General features: G+C 65.2%; 17 protein-coding genes and 1 tRNA gene. 8 read left to right on the top strand and 10 right to left on the bottom strand.

Annotation, left to right across the window (positions count from 1 at the left end; translation table 11 throughout):
* Positions 1 to 159: 159 nt before the first annotated feature.
* The 4 genes from lpdA to VL973_RS05680 are packed head-to-tail and all read right to left on the bottom strand — an operon-like array spanning position 160 to position 3,524.
* Entirely contained in the window at positions 160 to 1,578 is a 1,419-nt protein-coding gene (gene lpdA / locus VL973_RS05695) for a dihydrolipoyl dehydrogenase (RefSeq protein ID WP_325283060.1), read from the bottom strand.
* A 27-nt stretch (positions 1,579 to 1,605) separates the two neighbouring features.
* Positions 1,606 to 2,004 (bottom strand): acyl-CoA thioesterase, encoded by a 399-nt coding sequence (locus VL973_RS05690; protein WP_325283059.1) that lies wholly within the window; start codon positions 2,002 to 2,004, stop codon positions 1,606 to 1,608.
* Positions 1,997 to 2,200, bottom strand: a complete 204-nt coding sequence (locus tag VL973_RS05685; protein ID WP_325283058.1) for a hypothetical protein — start codon at positions 2,198 to 2,200, stop codon at positions 1,997 to 1,999. Before VL973_RS05685 ends, VL973_RS05690 begins: the two co-directional genes overlap by 8 nt.
* A 1-nt stretch (position 2,201) precedes the next feature.
* Positions 2,202 to 3,524 carry a pyruvate dehydrogenase complex dihydrolipoamide acetyltransferase gene (locus VL973_RS05680; RefSeq protein WP_325283057.1) on the bottom strand — a complete coding sequence of 441 codons (1,323 nt, stop codon included), beginning with the start codon at positions 3,522 to 3,524 and terminating at the stop codon, positions 2,202 to 2,204.
* A 169-nt stretch (positions 3,525 to 3,693) separates the two neighbouring features.
* On the opposite strand from VL973_RS05680, the gene VL973_RS05675 reads away from it, so the two are divergent.
* Entirely contained in the window at positions 3,694 to 4,149 is a 456-nt protein-coding gene (locus VL973_RS05675; protein ID WP_325283056.1) for a universal stress protein, read from the top strand.
* A gap of 47 nt (positions 4,150 to 4,196) precedes the next feature.
* On the top strand, positions 4,197 to 5,495 hold the full coding sequence (locus tag VL973_RS05670) for a M28 family metallopeptidase (protein WP_325283055.1): 1,299 nt from the start codon (positions 4,197 to 4,199) through the stop codon (positions 5,493 to 5,495).
* Positions 5,496 to 5,510: 15 nt separating this feature from the next.
* Here the strand turns inward: VL973_RS05670 and trxB are convergent, their stop codons facing one another.
* The gene (gene trxB, locus VL973_RS05665) at positions 5,511 to 6,482 is read right to left on the bottom strand and encodes a thioredoxin-disulfide reductase (protein ID WP_325283063.1); all 972 of its coding nucleotides are present in this window, start codon (positions 6,480 to 6,482) and stop codon (positions 5,511 to 5,513) included.
* Positions 6,483 to 6,597: 115 nt separating this feature from the next.
* Between trxB and VL973_RS05660 the strand changes: the two genes are divergently transcribed.
* Positions 6,598 to 7,206, top strand: a complete 609-nt coding sequence (locus VL973_RS05660; protein WP_325283062.1) for a peptidylprolyl isomerase — start codon at positions 6,598 to 6,600, stop codon at positions 7,204 to 7,206.
* A 334-nt stretch (positions 7,207 to 7,540) separates the two neighbouring features.
* Entirely contained in the window at positions 7,541 to 7,717 is a 177-nt protein-coding gene (locus VL973_RS05655; RefSeq protein ID WP_325283054.1) for a hypothetical protein, read from the top strand.
* Positions 7,718 to 7,746: 29 nt separating this feature from the next.
* Here VL973_RS05655 and VL973_RS05650 read toward each other — a convergent pair.
* The 4 genes from VL973_RS05650 to VL973_RS05635 all read right to left on the bottom strand — a co-directional run bounded on the left by VL973_RS05650 (position 7,747) and on the right by VL973_RS05635 (position 10,934).
* Positions 7,747 to 7,823 (bottom strand) — tRNA-Met (locus VL973_RS05650).
* Positions 7,824 to 7,884: 61 nt separating this feature from the next.
* The gene (locus VL973_RS05645) at positions 7,885 to 8,403 is read right to left on the bottom strand and encodes a 2'-5' RNA ligase family protein (protein WP_325283053.1); all 519 of its coding nucleotides are present in this window, start codon (positions 8,401 to 8,403) and stop codon (positions 7,885 to 7,887) included.
* Positions 8,400 to 10,298 (bottom strand): potassium transporter Kup, encoded by a 1,899-nt coding sequence (locus VL973_RS05640; RefSeq protein WP_325283061.1) that lies wholly within the window; start codon positions 10,296 to 10,298, stop codon positions 8,400 to 8,402. Before VL973_RS05640 ends, VL973_RS05645 begins: the two co-directional genes overlap by 4 nt.
* A gap of 168 nt (positions 10,299 to 10,466) precedes the next feature.
* Positions 10,467 to 10,934 (bottom strand): Lrp/AsnC family transcriptional regulator, encoded by a 468-nt coding sequence (locus tag VL973_RS05635; protein WP_325283052.1) that lies wholly within the window; start codon positions 10,932 to 10,934, stop codon positions 10,467 to 10,469.
* Positions 10,935 to 11,063: 129 nt separating this feature from the next.
* Here VL973_RS05635 and ald point away from each other — a divergent pair, with 129 nt between their 5' ends.
* The 3 genes from ald (at position 11,064) to VL973_RS05620 (ending at position 12,975) form a co-directional block, all read left to right on the top strand.
* Positions 11,064 to 12,170, top strand: a complete 1,107-nt coding sequence (ald, locus tag VL973_RS05630; RefSeq protein ID WP_325283051.1) for an alanine dehydrogenase — start codon at positions 11,064 to 11,066, stop codon at positions 12,168 to 12,170.
* Between the two features lie 50 nt (positions 12,171 to 12,220).
* Positions 12,221 to 12,442 carry a DUF3072 domain-containing protein gene (locus VL973_RS05625; protein WP_325283050.1) on the top strand — a complete coding sequence of 74 codons (222 nt, stop codon included), beginning with the start codon at positions 12,221 to 12,223 and terminating at the stop codon, positions 12,440 to 12,442.
* 77 nt (positions 12,443 to 12,519) lie between these two features.
* Positions 12,520 to 12,975 carry a nuclear transport factor 2 family protein gene (locus VL973_RS05620; RefSeq protein ID WP_325283049.1) on the top strand — a complete coding sequence of 152 codons (456 nt, stop codon included), beginning with the start codon at positions 12,520 to 12,522 and terminating at the stop codon, positions 12,973 to 12,975.
* A 21-nt stretch (positions 12,976 to 12,996) separates the two neighbouring features.
* Here VL973_RS05620 and VL973_RS05615 read toward each other — a convergent pair whose 3' ends face one another.
* Positions 12,997 to 14,106 carry an energy transducer TonB gene (locus tag VL973_RS05615; protein ID WP_325283048.1) on the bottom strand — a complete coding sequence of 370 codons (1,110 nt, stop codon included), beginning with the start codon at positions 14,104 to 14,106 and terminating at the stop codon, positions 12,997 to 12,999.
* Positions 14,107 to 14,258: 152 nt separating this feature from the next.
* Here VL973_RS05615 and VL973_RS05610 point away from each other — a divergent pair, with 152 nt between their 5' ends.
* The gene (locus VL973_RS05610) at positions 14,259 to 15,218 is read left to right on the top strand and encodes an NAD(P)H-dependent flavin oxidoreductase (RefSeq protein WP_325283047.1); all 960 of its coding nucleotides are present in this window, start codon (positions 14,259 to 14,261) and stop codon (positions 15,216 to 15,218) included.
* Positions 15,219 to 15,255 lie beyond the last annotated feature (37 nt).

Below are 15,255 nucleotides of genomic sequence, written 5' to 3'. Positions count from 1 at the left end.
CCGCTGCCGCCCCCACCACAGGCGGACAGCATAGCGACAATAGCGACCGCACCAGTCGCACGAACGCGAAGACGATTGGACATGCGCGCAGATTGACGCACGATTTTGCGATTGTCAGCCCGATTCGCGCGACCGGAACGAACCGGCCGCGCGACGGGATCAGATGTGGATGGCGCGCCCGTAAGCCGCCAGCACGCTTTCGTGCATCATTTCGCTGAGCGTCGGGTGCGGGAAAACCGTCTGCATCAATTCCGCCTCGGTCGTCTCAAGCTGCTTGCCGACGGTATAGCCCTGGATCAATTCGGTCACTTCGGCGCCCACCATGTGCGCGCCCAGCAGCTCGCCGGTCCTGGCGTCGAACACCGTCTTGATAAAGCCTTCCGCCTCGCCCAACGCAATCGCCTTGCCGTTGCCGATAAAGGGGAAGGTGCCGGCCTTGACCTCATACCCTTCTTCCTTGGCCTTCGCTTCGGTCAGGCCGACGCTGGCGACCTGCGGATGGCAATAGGTGCAGCCGGGAATATTGCGGACGTCCATGGCGTGCGGGTGCACGTCCTTGTTGCCCAGCGCCTGCGCGATCGCCTCGGCCGCGATCACGCCCTCATGGCTCGCCTTGTGCGCCAGCCACGGCGGCGCGGTGATGTCGCCGATCGCCCACAGCCCGTCGACATTGGTGCGGCACATCGGATCGGTTTTCAGGAAGCCGCGCTCGTTGGTCTCGACCTTGAGTGTGTCGAGACCGAGGTTTTCGGTATTGGGCACGATGCCGATTGCGACGATGACGTGGCTGAACGTCTCGGTCGATTCCTTGCCCGCCTTGTCCTTCAGCTTGACCGACACGCCGTCCGCGCCGGGCTTCACGTCGCTGATGCCCGCCTTGGTCATGATCTTCATGCCCTGCTTGACCAGCGACTTCTCCAGGAAAGCTGAAACGTCGGCATCCTCGACCGGCACGATGCGGTCCATCATCTCAACAACGGTCACATCGGCGCCCATGTCGTTGTAGAAGCTGGCGAATTCGATCCCGATCGCGCCCGATCCGATGACCAGCAACCTTTTCGGCATTTCCGGCGGCGTCATGGCGTGGCGATAGGTCCAGATGCGCTTGCCGTCCGCGGGTGTGCCGGGCAGGTCGCGGGCGCGCGCGCCCGTCGCCAGGATGATGTGCCTGGCCGACAATTCGGTGGTCTTGCCGTCCTTGTCCTTGACCGACAGCTTGCCTTTCCCGCTCAGCTTGCCCTCGCCCATGTGAACGGCGATCTTGTTCTTCTTCATCAGGTGCGTGACGCCCTGATTGAGCTGCTTGGCGACCCCGCGTGAGCGTTTGACGACCGCTTCCAGATCGGCGCTGATGCCCTGCGCTGCCAGGCCGTAGTCCTTGGCGTGCTGCATATAGTGGAAAATCTCGGCCGATCGCAGCAGCGCCTTGGTCGGGATGCAGCCCCAGTTGAGGCAGATGCCGCCCAGATTTTCGCGCTCGACGATCGCGGTCTTCAGCCCCAGCTGCGCCGCGCGGATCGCCGCGACATAGCCGCCAGGGCCGGAGCCGAGCACGATCAGGTCATAGGTATCAGCCACAAACAATCTCCCGAGGGAAAAATGGGATCAATCGACGCCGGCGATCGGGCGCGGCCGGCGCGCCTCGTCGATCGCGACGAACACGAAACGCGCCTTGGTGACGCGACAGCTTTGTTCGACATGGCGACCGCGCCGCCACGCCTCGACCTCGATCGTCATCGAGGTGCGGCCCGTGCGGACCAGATCGGCATAGACCGACACTTCGTCACCGACCGCGACGGGCGCCAGAAACTCCATCGCGTCGACCGCGATGGTCACGGCCCGCCCCTTGGAATGGCGTGCGGCGACCAGCCCGGCGGCCATGTCCATCTGGCTCATCAGCCAGCCGCCGAAAATGTCGCCATAGGGATTGGCGTCGGCGGGCATCGTCGTCACGCGCAGCGCCGGATGGCCGGCGGGCGGCACTTCCGGGGTTGGTTCAGTCATGCAGCCCTCCGCGCGCGGCGCGCAGCATCGGCGGGATGCCCATCAGCACGATGATGCCCATCGACACCCAGGTGACGAGCCAGACATTGGCGCGACCGACCGGATAGGCCCATGCGGCAGCGGCGCCGATGAGCCATGCGCCCGCCAGTCCCGCTACCGTATAGAATATCTCGAGGATCAGTCGCTGCCCGCGCATGTCACGCGATCATGCCCATCGGGTTTTCGACCAGTTCCTTGAACAGCTTCATCAATTGCGCGCCGTCCGCCCCGTCGATCGCGCGGTGGTCGAAGCTGCCGGTCGCCGACATGACCGTCGCCACGCCCAGCGCGTCGTCGACGATGTAGGGACGCTTCTCACCCGCGCCCACCGCAAGGATCATGCCCTGCGGCGGATTGATGACAGCGTCGAACTGCTTGATGCCGAACATGCCCATGTTGGACAGCGAAGCGGTGCCGCCCTGATATTGTTCGGGCTTCAGCTTGTTGTCCTTGGCCAGCGCGCCCAATTCCTTCATCTCGGTCGAGATTCTCGACAGCGCCTTGTTGGCGGCATCGCGGACGATCGGGGTGATGAGGCCGGTGGGCGTCGAGACCGCGACCGACACGTCGGCGCGGTGGTAGCTGACGAGGTCGTTGCCGAGGAAGGTGACGTTGCACTTGGGCGTCGCCTCCAGCGCGACGCCCAGCGCCTTGATGAGCATGTCGTTAACCGACAGCTTCACGCCCCGGCTTTCCAGCCCCTTGTTCAATTCGCCACGCAGCTTGAGCAGCGCGTCGAGGCGAATGTCGACCGTCAGATAGATGTGCGGGATCGTCTGCTTCGCTTCGGTCAGGCGGCGTGCGATCGTCTTGCGGATGTTCGACAGCTTCGACACTTCGTGTGGAATGCTCTCGTCATACCAGACCGCCTTGGTCTCGGCCGACGGTGCCGCGACGGGCGCCGGCGCGGCGGTTTCGGTCTTCGCCGCGGGCGCATCGGCCTTGGCCGCGCCGGGCTTGGCGCTGTCGATATCGGCCTTGACGATCCGGCCATTGGGTCCGCTGCCGCTGACACCCGACAGTTCGACACCCTTTTCGGCGGCAAGGCGGCGAGCCAGCGGACTGGCCTTTACGCGACCGCCGTCGTCACTTTTGGCGGAAGCAGGCGCGGCTTTGGCGGGTTCGGTCGAGCCGGTGGCCTTTTCTTCCTGCACTTCCTGCTTGCGCGCTTCGTCGGCGCCTTTGCTCTCGGCCTTGGGGGCATCCGCCTTGGGCGCTTCGACGCTGCCGGCATCCTCGCCCTCTTCGGCAAGAATGGCGATGACGGTGCCGACCTTCACGCCGTCCGATCCTTCGCTGACGAGGATCCTGGCGATCGTGCCTTCATCCACGGCTTCGAATTCCATCGTCGCCTTGTCGGTTTCAATCTCGGCCATGATGTCGCCGGATTTGACGGTATCGCCTTCCTTGACGAGCCATTTGGCGAGCGTGCCTTCCTCCATCGTCGGCGACAGCGCGGGCATCTTCAGTTCGATCGACATGAAGGGAGATTCCTGCCTTTCCTGGGGTTAGTGCCTCTTCGCCATCCCTTCGCTCCGGGTCAAGGGGCGCGGCGCGCGCATACGTATCTTGCCCGCACGAAGCGCCCGTCTCTTGCGCTTGGCCGCGGCTGCGTCCACGTCAGTGCGAAAAGGGGAAGGATGAAGCGCGATGCGGACCTATCTGGTGGTGATCGACGAAAGCCCTGAGGCGGAGATCGCGATGCGTTTCGCGGCGCGGCGCGCGGTCAAGACGGGCGGATCGATCGAAATCCTGGCGCTCGTGCCCTCGACCGAGTTCGTCCAGTGGGGCGGGGTGATGGCGACGATGGAGGAAGAAGCCCGCCTTCGCGCCGAAGCGCTGGTCGCGGGGGCAGCGGGCACTTTGCTGTCCGAATCGGGCATCAAGCCCTCGATCACCGTGCATCAGGGCGAAGGGCCGAAAATCGTGCGCGAGATGATCGCCGCCAATCCCGACATTGCCGCACTGGTGCTGGGGGCCGCCGCCAGTGGCCCGCCGGGTCCGCTGGTCAGCCATTTCGCGGGGCCTGATGCGGGCACGCTGCCGGTGCCGGTCATGATTATTCCCGGCAGCCTGGACCGGGAAGGCATCGACCGGCTGAGTTGAACCGGCGGCGTTGACAGCCGGGGGGCGGATGGCGCCTAAACACGGCCATGCGCTTTACCCTCCCCCTCATCGCCCTGATCGCCAGCCCCGCCGCGGCGCAGGACGCGCCCTCACCCGAGCGGCTGCGCGCCGATGTCGCCGCCATGGCGGGTTTCGGCACGCGCCATTCGGCATCGACCACCACCGATCCAAAGCGCGGCATCGGCGCCGCGCGCAACTGGGTCGAGGCGGAGTTCAGGCGAATCGGCAAATCGTGCGGCGGTTGCGTGACGACCGAGCGGCTGGCGCGCACCTTCACCGGCCCGCGCGCGCCGGACGGGGTTGAGATTGTCGACGTGCTGGGCGTGCAGCCCGGCACCGAACCGGGCCGCGTCGTCATCTTGATGGGGCATCTGGACAGCCGTAATTCGGACGTGATGGATGCATCGGGCGACGCGCCAGGCGCCAATGACGACGCATCGGGCGTCGCGCTGGTGATCGAGACCGCGCGCATCCTGTCCAGGACCAAGCACAAGGCCACGATCATCTATGCCGCGCTGTCGGGCGAAGAACAGGGCCTGTGGGGGGCGACGCTGCTGGCCGAAACCGCCAGGGCGCGCGGCTGGACCGTCGATGCCGCGCTGAACAACGACATGGTCGGCAATACCGTCGGCCAGAACGGCCAGCGCGTCGCCGACCGCGTGCGCGTCTTTTCCGAGGGCATCCGCATTTCGGAGACGATCGAGGAACAGATTCGCCGCCGCGGCAATGGCGGCGAGGATGACGGTCCCAGCCGCGCGCTGGCCAAGGCGATTCGCGGCACGGCCCAGGCGATGCCCGGCGCGCTCGAAGTGTTCGCCGTGCGCCGTCCCGACCGGTTCGGGCGCGGCGGCGATCATGAAGCATTCCTGCGCCTGGGCTATCCCGCTGTCCGCTTTACCGTCGCGGCGGAGAATTACGACCAGCAGCACCAGAATCTGCGGACCGAAAACGGCCGCGAATATGGCGACACCATCGACAAGATGGACTTCGACTATGCAGCCCGGGTGACGGCGATCAACGTCGCCGTCGCGCGGCGGCTGGCCGATGCGCCGTCCGCCCCCGGCGATGTCAGCGTCGACGGGGCGGTCAGTGCCGATTCGACCGTGCGCTGGTCGCCGGTGACGGGGGCCAGCGGATACCGCGTCCACTGGCGTCGCAACGACAAGCAGGACTGGACCGACCAGCGCGACCTGCCCGCCGATGCCACCGAATTGCTACTCAAGGACGTGATCGTCGACGATCACTTTTTCGGCGTCTCGGCACTCAGCGAAAACGGCGCCGAAAGCATCGTCAGCTTTGCCGGTCGCGCCGCCCCGCGACGCTGACCGGCCGGGAAAGGCTCAGGCCGCGGCCTGAGCCTCTTCCTCCGCAAACTCGGCTTCCGCCAGAAAGCGCTCGGCATCCAGTGCCGCCATACATCCCGTGCCCGCCGCCGTCACCGCCTGTCGATACACCTTGTCCATCACGTCGCCGCACGCGAACACGCCGGGAACCGACGTGCGCGTCGAACCCGTTTCGACCGCAATATAACCGTCGTCGTCCAGCGCCACATGGCCGCGGAACAGCTCGGTCGCGGGATGATGGCCGATCGCGACGAAACCGCCATCGACATCCAGGGTCGAGACTTCCCCTGTCACCGTATCGCGCAGTTCGATGCCGACCAGACCCGCCGTGCCGCCGCCGTCGATGAAGCGGACGACTTCCTTGTTCCACAGCGTCGAGATGCGCTCGTTCGCGAACAGCCGCGCCTGCAAAATCTTTTCCGCGCGCAGCGTGTCGCGGCGGTGGATCAGGGTCACGTCATGGCTGTGATTGGTCAGATACAATGCTTCCTCGACCGCGGTGTTGCCACCGCCGATCACCGCCACCTTCTTGCCGCGATAGAAAAAGCCGTCACAGGTGGCGCAGGCGCTGACGCCCTTGCCCTTCAGCAATTCCTCGCTGTCCAGCCCCAGCCATTTGGCCTGTGCGCCGGTGGCGATCACCAGCACTTCGCCTTCATACACATCACCGCCGTCGCCGATCAGGCGGAAGGGGCGCTGGCTGACGTCGACCTCGACGATGGTGTCATACATCATGCGCGTGCCGACATGCTCGGCCTGCGCCTGCATCTCGCCCATCAGCCACGGGCCCTGCACGACTTCGCGAAAGCCCGGATAGTTTTCGACATCGGTGGTCGTCATCAACTGGCCGCCCGGCTGGATGCCCTGAACGACGATCGGCTCCATGCCCGCCCGCGCACCGTAAATGGCGGCGGACAGGCCGGCGGGGCCGGACCCCAGGATCAACATGCGGGTCGTATGGGTGGTCATCGCAGCACTTTCGTCCATAATCGGCGTGGTATCGCCCAGCCTGTAGGTCAGGCGGGCATCAGCCTGCAACATGGGGCGGGCATGGGCACATCGCAAAGGAGTTCGGCTTGTGGGCATGATGGGGATCGTTTCGGCTGCAATCGGTCTGGCGTTGCAGGTCGCGCCGGTGCCCGCCCCCGCGCCGGCGGCACCCACGACGCCGGTCCCGCGCACCGAACGGGTTGCGATCGAAACCGACAAGGGCCGCTTCGTCGTCGCGGTCGAAGTCGAGCGCGCACCCGTCACCGCCGCCAATTTCCTGAAATATGTCGATCAGAAGCGGCTGGACGGCATCACCTTCTATCGAACGGTGAAGGCAGGCGACAAGTTCGGCTTCGTCCAGTTCGGCGTGCAGAACGACCCCAAGCGCGCGCTGCCTCCGATCCCGCATGAACCCACGACCAAGACGGGCGTGCGCCATGTCGACGGTGCGATCAGCGTGGCGCGGTTCGAACCCGGCAGCGCGCGCGGCGACTTCACCATCAGCATCGGCGACCAGCCCTCGCTCGACGCCGATCCGGCCAAACCCGGCGACAATCTGGGCTATGCGGCATTCGGCCGCGTGGTGGAGGGAATGGAGACGATCCACGCCATCCTCGATTCGCCGACCAAGCCCGGCGGGCATTTCCCCAACCAGATGATTGCCCAGCCCGTCACCGTGGTGAAGGCAACGCGTATTCAGTGAAGACTTTACCTGAACGACAATCCGCTGTCGCGTAAATCGCGGCGCTCCGCAGCGAAGCATGTCCAGTCCAGCACGCCGGGATTCGCCAGGGCATCGCCTGTCTCCGCCATCAGAACATGACCGGGTCCGACATTGGCGACGATCACAAGGAATATTTCGCGGGCGAAGCCGCTCTCAAGGCTGGGGTCGCCCACAGCACGATGAACCAGTTCGCCGCCTGACACGAGCTTCCCGGGGACGAAGGCGGCCCGCTGCGGCTTTCAGTCGAGGCGGGTCGTTGCTTGGGAACAGGCCGCATCACGCGCTCGTTGATTCACGACAAGGAGCCGCCGACATGAGCAACGAACACACCGAAACCCAGCCGGACCCCAACCTGTCCACCGAACCCGGACATAAGCCGGTCGCCCCCGACACTGCGACCAAGACCCAATCCACGCCAAACCTGTCGACCGAGCATCAAAAGGAAGGCGACGCGCGCAAACCCAGCGACACGCTCGATCGCGGCCAGTGAGGAGCGGTTTTGCCGCGAATATCGGGTGGTGGTAGCGAAGGAGGGACTTGAACCCCCGACACGCGGATTATGATTCCGCTGCTCTAACCAACTGAGCTACTTCGCCCCACGGCCAAGCCGCTGGATCAGCGGCAAGGCGGGCCACATACGCACTGGTGCGTATAGCGTCAAGCGAACATGTGGCGCGAAAGCGGCTCCCACGGGCCGCCGCGATACCACCATGCGCCAAGCCCCGCGATCGCCAGCGGCCGGGGCGCGTAATCGGCCTCCAGTCGTGCCTTCAAGGTGCGTGCAACGCCCGGCTCGACCTTGTTCTGGATGGTGACGTGCGGGCGCCATCCGGCCTGGTCCTGCGGCATCAACATACCGAGAAACGCGTCCGCCAACCGGGTGCGAATTGCTTCAAGCTCGGGACTTTCAACACGAAACGCCGTGCCGCGCCCCAGCGACATCACGCCCGCCAGCATCGCGCGCGGTGCGGCAACGCCCCGCGTCTCCTGCGCCAGCCGGCGCTTCAGTTCGTCGGCCAGCGCGGGGGCGATATGGTGGAACAAGGTTAGATGCGCGTCGAGATAATTGCGCTCGGGCGGGAAATGCCGGCGGCGCATCCCCGTCAGCCATGCCGCGTCCTCATGCCCGAACAGCGCCGTGACGATGATCGGCGCGGGTTCGGGGGCCGTGCTCAAATCTCGACCTGACTGCCCAGTTCGACCACGCGGTTGGTCGGCAGGCGGAAGAACTCCATCGCGCTTTCGGCGTTGCGAAGCATCCAGGCGAACAGCTTTTCGCGCCAGATCATCATGCCCGGCTGCGTCGATGGCAACAGCGTCTGGCGCGCAAGGAAGAAGCTGGTTTCCATCATCCGGAACTCGCCCTCGCAATTGTTCACACGTTTGAGCGCGGCGGGGACGTCGACCTCCTCCATGAACCCATAGCGCAGGATCATGCGGTGAAAGCCCCATTCCAGATGTTCCAGCCCCACGCGCTCCCCTTCCGCCACATAAGGCTCATCGACGATCTTGACCGTCAACAGGATGACACGGTCGTGCAGCACCTTGTTGTGCTTGAGGTTGTGGAGCAGCGCGTGCGGCACCCCCTCGGGCGTCGACGTCATGAACACCGCGGTGCCCGGCACGCGCGTCGCCGAATTGGCGGCCGACTGGATGAATACCTTGATCGGCATCGCGCTTTCCCGCAGCCGCGCGATCATCAGCTTGCGCCCCTTGGACCAGGTGGTCAGCAGCGTGAAGATGACGAAACCGACGAACAGCGGAAACCAGCCGCCATCGGGCACCTTGGTCAGATTGGCCGCGAAATAGGCGAGGTCGACCACGAAGAACAGCAGCAGCAAGGGCGCCGCCTGCCACCATTTCCACTGCCACAGCACGAACAGCACGACCGCCAGCAGACACGTGTCGATGAACATCGCCCCCGTGACCGCGATGCCATAGGCCGAAGTCAGGTTGGACGACGACTGGAACGTCAGGACCAGCACGATCACCATGGCCATCAGCAGCCAGTTGATGAGCGGGATATAGATCTGCCCCGCCGTCGCCGCGCTGGTGTGATCGATGCGAAGGCGCGGCATGAAGCCGAGCTGGATCGCCTGCTGCGTGACCGAAAAGGCCCCGGAAATTACCGCCTGGCTGGCGATGATCGCCGCCATGGTAGCCAGCAGCACCAGCGGCAGCCGCAGCGATTCGGGCGCCAGCATGTAGAACGGGCTTTCCAGCGCCCCGGCATCGCGCATCAGCAGCGCGCCCTGCCCCATATAGTTCAGCATCAGTGCGGGCAGCACGAACCACAGCCAGGATACGCGGATCGGATTGCGGCCGAAATGCCCCATATCGGCATACAGCGCCTCTGCCCCTGTCACCGCCAGCACGACCGAACCCAGCGCCAGAAACGCCGCCAGCGGATCATAGACGAAGAACATGACCGCATGGTCGGGCGTCAGCGCCCACAGGATGCCGGGATCGGCGACGATGCTGATGACCCCCAGCGTCGCGATGACGACGAAATAGGTAATCATGATCGGTCCGAAAAACGCACCGACACGCGCCGTGCCGTTACGCTGGATCGAAAACAGGAATACCAGGATCATCACCGCGATCGGCAGGACCAGCCCGGCAAATGCGGGTGCGGCGACCGACAGCCCCTCCACCGCGCCCAGCACCGACACCGCCGGCGTAATCATCGAGTCGCCGTAAAACAGTGCGGTTGCGAACACGCCCAGCAGCACGATGCCCCGCGTCCAGCGCTGTCCCGACGACCGGCCCGAAATCAGCGCCAGCAACGCCAGGCTGCCGCCCTCGCCCTTGTTGTCGGCGCGCATGATGATGCTGACATATTTCAGCGTCACCACGATCATCATCGACCAGAACATCAGGCTGATGACGCCCATGATGTGCAGCCGGTCGAGCGCCAGCGGGTGATGCCCGGCAAAGGTTTCGCGGAACGCGTAAAGCGGGCTGGTGCCGATATCGCCGAACACGACGCCGACGGCGCTGACCGCCAGCTTCCAGCCGGCCTGTGCGTGGTGATGATGACCGTCCGCAGCGGCCAAATCGACCGTTGACACCGGGGTCACGCCATCGCCTTCAGCCACGGGCGCGACATTTCTGGCTGGCGGGTGCAAACGACATCATCGCGAACGCGACTTTCCGATCCTTCAAATCCAACCGGCGGCGCGTTAGCACCGGCGATACCGCACCGCAACGCGAAGCGATCCGGTGGGGATTGGACCGGTTCAGCCCAGCACGGCGTCCGCTTCGGTCAGGGTGGGCACTTCGCGCAGGACAAAGCTGGACGCGATCGTCGTAACCCCCGGCAAACGGCCCAGATGTTCGCGGTGCAGCCGTTCGTAATCGTCCAGGTCGCGGGCCAGGATGGTCAGCCGGTAATCCTGATGCCCCGATACCAGCGCGCAGGAAATAATGCCGGGAATACGCCCGACCGCGCGTTCGAACGCCGCCAGATCCTCTTCGACCTGAGTCGCCAGTGTGATGTCGACCAGGGCGGTCACGTGAAAGCCCAGCCGCTTGCCGCCCAGCCGCGCGCCATAGCCGCGAATGGCCCCGGCCTGCTCCAGCGACTGGATGCGCCGCGAACAGGCCGATTGCGACAGGCCGCATTGTTCGGCCACGCGGGAGACGGTGGCGCGCGCATCGCTCGCCAGCGCGCGCAGAATGGCTTGATCGATCCGGTCAATCTGCATGGTTCGGGCGGATATCATAGATCGGACGCACGGATCATGCACATTCGATGTCGATGGCCGCCCATTTTGCACGGATATCGAGCCGCCAATCTGATAGTGTCGCTGGAAACGGGTTTCAGGAGAATTGCGATGCGGATCGGTGTCCCCAAGGAAATCAAGAACCACGAATATCGCGTCGGGCTGACCCCGCCGTCGGTCGCCGAACTGGTCGCCGCCGGGCATGAGGTGATTGTCGAAACCAATGCCGGCGGCGGCATCGATTTCGAGGACCAGGATTATGTGAACGCCGGCGCCCGCATCGTCGCGACCGCCGCGGACGTGTTCGCCGCGGCCGACATGATCGTGAAGGTCAAGGAGCCGCAGCCGCAGGAAGTGGCGATGCTGGAGCCGCGCCACACGCTGTTTACCTATCTTCACCTCGCCGCCGACAAGCCGCAGACCGAAGGGCTGATCCGGTCGGGCGCGACCTGCATCGCATATGAAACCGTGACCAGCGACTCGCGCTCGCTGCCGCTGCTCAAGCCGATGAGCGAGGTTGCGGGCCGCATGTCGGTGCAGGTCGGCGCGCATTATCTGGAAAAGGAACAGGGCGGGCGCGGCGTGCTGCTGGGCGGCGTGCCCGGCGTGGCGCCGGCGCGTGTCGCCATCCTGGGTGGCGGCGTCTCTGGGGTGAACGCGGCCCAGATGGCGGTGGGGATGCGTGCCGATGTCACCATCTATGACATCAACAACGATCGTCTGGCCGAACTGGACATGTTCTTTTCCAGCCAGATCAAGACCGCCTATGCCAGCAAGGCCGCCGTCGCCGCCGCCGTCCGCAACGCGCATCTGGTGATCGGCGCGGTGCTGGTCCCCGGCGCCGCCGCGCCCAAGCTGGTGACGCGCGAAATGGTGAAGACGATGAAGCGCGGTTCGGTGCTGGTCGACATCGCCATCGACCAGGGCGGCTGTTTCGAAACCAGCCATGCGACCACGCATGAAGACCCGGTGTTCGAGATCGACGGCGTGATCCATTATTGCGTCGCCAACATGCCCGGCGCGGTCGCGCGCACCAGTGCCTTTGCACTGAACAACGCGACTTTGCCCTATGCGCTTCGCATCGCCAATCTGGGCGCTGAGGCCGCGATGCGTGCCGACCGGCATCTGGCGAACGGCCTGAACGTGTCGAACGGCAAGATCCGCCACGCCGCCGTGGCCGAAGCACTCGACCTGCCGTTCGAGGCATGGACCGCCTGACGGAACGCAATAAGAACATCGGGCGTTTGGCCACGGAAGGAGATGCTTTCGTGGCCAACACCCCCGATCCCAAGACCGAACCGTTTTCGAACGCCGAAAAGGACCCCGACGACTGGACCACCGGCGACGAGCCGATGACGGGCGCGCAGGCCAGCTACCTCAAGACGCTGAGCGAGGAAGCGGGCGAACCGTTCGACGACACGCTGAACAAGGCCGACGCGTCGAAGCGGATCGACGCCTTGCAGGAAAAGACCGGGCGCGGCACGGGTTGACCCATTGGAATCGCTGGCTTGGCGAACCTTTCCGATTGTGGAATGTTGGTATCACATACCAATAAAGGAGAGGTGTCATGACCGTTTCAAGCGTCGACCCCGCCACCAAATTGGAGGTGCATGAACTGCTCAGCCGCTATTGCTGGGCGGTCGACCACCGTGACAGCGGCGAATGGGAACAGGTGTTCACCATCGACGCGCGCTATCGCACCGCCAGCAGCGGCGTGCTCGACGGACGTGCCGCAATCATGGCGGTGCCCGACACGCTGCACGACAAGAGCGGCGGGAACTGGCGGCACCATTTCACCAACATCATCGTCGACCGCTCCGAAAGCGGACGCGAGTTGAGGGTTCGCGCGTTCCTGACGATCCGCGACTGTCAGGACGGCGCACCGGTCGCGTCCGCCGATTGCGTGATCCTCGCGCGGCGCACCGATCACTGGCGCATCGCCGATTTCGAGGCGGCGTCGGTATGCAAGGGACAGGGTCTGCCCCAGGCTCGCACCGAAACGACTCAGGCGGCATTGCACTGATCGCCGCGACCGAAATGGGCGTCAGTCGAGGTTGCTGACGCCCATCTTGAAATAAACGCGGTCGACGCAGCCCGAATAGCCGGCGCCATTGACCGGCTTTCGCTTGGCTGCGCGTAGCACGCCCAGCGCGGCCGTTCCGAAATCGGCGGCGGGTTGTGCGGCAAGCACGTGCAGATTGCCGACCTGCCCCCACGGGGCGACGTCGTAGGCGATGACCGCCCACCCCTCGATCGAGCGCCGTCCGAACGGTTCGGGAAAGGTCAGACGTGGCGGCGTCTCCCAATCGGCCTGTCTGGGGCAAGTCGCCCCGGCGGGACGGAGCGCGGCGATTTCGGGTGGTTCAGGCGGCAGCAATCGACCCGCCGGTCGAACGAAAGGGGCGAGGCACCCACGTCGCGGCCCATCGGTCACGAGTTGGGACTTTTCCAGCGCTTCGTTCGCGGCGGCTTCCACGTCGGCATTGCCGGTGCCGGTTACGACACGCACCTGCTGCGGTCGGCCGTCGCCGTCCATCTCATACCCCATCAGCACCCAGTCGCGCGCGCCCGGCTTTCCCGGCACATTTCGCCAGTCCGGCATGACCCGCGTCAACCATTCGGCGCGCGGCGGCCTGATGCAATCATCGACGCCGCCGCGAATCCGCGACCATCCCGCTTCGGGCATCGCGCCGTTCAGCGGAGTGATGGTGTAGGAAATCAGGTCAGCCACCGGCGCAGTTTCGATCGGAACAGCTTGGGCGCGATAGGTGATGCGGCAATCCCGCTTGTCGCGCGCCGCGCTCAGGTCCGATGCCGCGAGCGAAGGCACCACATCCTCGCGCCCCGGTTGCCATATCGGTTGCGCCGGTCCCGGCGTTTCGACCATCGCGATGCCGACCGCACGACCGCGCGCATCGATGTCGAACCGCAGTTGCTGATCGACCGGTTCGCGCGACCCCCGCGCCAGCGCGCCATAGGGTCGAAGCGCCGTGGCATCCACGTCGGCACCAGCGCATCGGATCGGGGACGGCATCCATCGCAGCAGTCGCGCATCGCCCGACGGATCATATACTGGCGGCGGCGGTCCGGGGGGCGGCGCGGCGGGTTTAGACTGGGTCAGGGCAATCGCTGACAATATCGCTGCACGGATCATCGCCGACCTCTTTCCGATCGCTCCTGCCGCGACCATCGCGAGCGCCCATGCGACTGTCAACGCGTGCAAATCCGTCTGCGACGATCGGTTTCGGGGCGGGGGTGGACGCGCGAGCGCTGGACAGTGATTTCGGTTGCGCTATGAAACGTGTCATGGCGCTACCTCCTCTGTTCGATCGTCTGCGGTTGCCGATCGTGGCCAGCCCGATGTTCATCATTTCCGGTCCCGAACTGGTCATCGCCCAGTGCAAGGCAGGGATCGTCGGATCGTTTCCCGCGCTCAATGCCCGGCCGCAGACGATGCTGGATGAATGGCTGCACCGCATTACCGAGGAACTGGCCGCGTGGAACCGCGCCCATCCCGACACCCCCGCCGCGCCGTTCGCGGTCAATCAGATCGTCCACAAATCGAACGACCGGCTTGAGGCCGATCTGGCGACCTGCGCCAAATGGCAGGTGCCGATCATCATCACCTCGCTCGGCGCGCGGGAGGAATTGAACACCGCCGTCCATGGCTGGGGCGGAATCACGCTGCATGACGTGATCGACGACCGCTTCGCGCACAAGGCGGTGGAAAAGGGCGCCGACGGCCTGATCCTGGTGACGGCGGGCGCGGGCGGCCATGCCGGCCGGCTCAATCCCTTCGCCTTTACCCAGGAAGTGCGTCAATGGTTCGACGGCCCGGTGCTGCTGTCGGGCGCCATCGCCAATGGCGGTGCGGTGCTGGCGGCGCAGGCGGCGGGCGCCGACCTTGCCTATATCGGCTCCCCCTTCATCGCCACCACCGAAGCCAATGCCGAAGCCACCTATAAACAGGGTATTGTCGACGGGCGCGCCGCCGATATCGTCTATACCAACCTGTTCACCGGCGTTCACGGCAATTACCTGCGCGCCTCAATCGAGGCGGCGGGGCTGGACCCAGACAATCTGCCGGTCAGCGATCCGTCGGCCATGAATTTCGGATCGGGCGGGAACAGCAAGGCCAAGGCGTGGCGCGACATCTGGGGATCGGGCCAGGGCATCGGCGCGGTCAATGCGGTGGAAAGCGTCGCAACCATGGTCGACCGGCTGGCGTCCGAATATCAGGCGGCACGCACGCGACTGACCGGCTGAGCCGCCGGCGCCCTTGCCGACAGCCGCCGCGGCGGGC

Source organism: Sphingomonas sp. (assembly GCF_035490575.1).
Taxonomy (GTDB): Bacteria; Pseudomonadota; Alphaproteobacteria; order Sphingomonadales; family Sphingomonadaceae; genus Sphingomonas.
This window is presented reverse-complemented; position numbering and strand designations above follow the sequence as displayed.